The organism is Streptococcus infantis (genome assembly GCF_047463655.1).
GTDB classification, from domain to species: Bacteria; Bacillota; Bacilli; order Lactobacillales; family Streptococcaceae; genus Streptococcus; species Streptococcus infantis_Z.
The window spans coordinates 1-885 of record NZ_JASHDM010000032.1 but is presented as its reverse complement, the minus strand read 5'-3'; the positions used below and the strand labels follow the sequence as shown (position 1 = coordinate 885).

Genomic DNA, 885 nt, shown 5'->3' with positions numbered 1-885 from the left:
TAAATTGAAAGAATTCAAATTCAAGACAGATTTATCTTTCCTTCCAACTCACATGTCTTGGGATGAATACAGCTTCAAGAAAGGTAAGATGAGTTTCATTGCACAGGATTTTGATTCCAGAAAGATCATAGCTATCCTGGATGGGCGGACTCAAGTGACCATTCGCAATCATTTTCTTCGTTATTCTAGTCAGGTAAGAAGTCGCGTGAAAGTCATTACCATGGATATGTTTAGCCCCTACTATGATATTGCCAGAAAACTTTTTCCTAACGCTAAAATCGTTCTCGACCGCTTTCACATTGTCCAACATCTCAGTCGAGCTATGAATCGTCTTCGCATCCAAGTCATGAATCGTTTTGATCGCAAATCGCACGGATATAAGGCACTAAAACGTTACTGGAAACTCATTCAACAGGATAGCCGTAAACTTAGTAATAAACGTTTTTATCGCCCTACTTTTCGCTCACACTTGACCAATAATGAGATTCTCGAAAAGCTCTTTGCATACTCTCAAGAACTTAGAGAGCACTATGAACTCTATCAACTATTACTATTTCATTTCCAAGAGAAACAAACAGAACATTTCTTCGAACTGATTGAAGAAACGATTTATTGCGTAAATCCTATTTTTCAAACTGTTTTCAAGACCTTTTTGAAAGACAAGGACAAAATCATGAACTCACTGGAACTGCCCTACTCAAACGCAAAACTAGAGGCTACTAATAACCTCATTAAGGTCATCAAGCGCAATGCTTTTGGCTTCCGGAACTTTGAAAACTTCAAAACTAGAATCCTCATTGCTTTGAACATCAAAAAGGAGAGAACCAAGTTGGTCCTCTCCAGGTTATAACTTTTCATCAACCCACTACAGTTGACAAAGAGCCG

Annotated in this window: 1 protein-coding gene; it reads left to right on the top strand. The window is 38.3% G+C overall.

Translation table 11 applies throughout. The annotated features are described in order from the left end of the window. Positions 1–850, top strand: an 850-nt coding sequence (locus QM877_RS10185) for an ISL3 family transposase (protein ID WP_414318325.1), incomplete at its 5' end; no start/stop codon positions are given. Positions 851–885 lie beyond the last annotated feature (35 nt).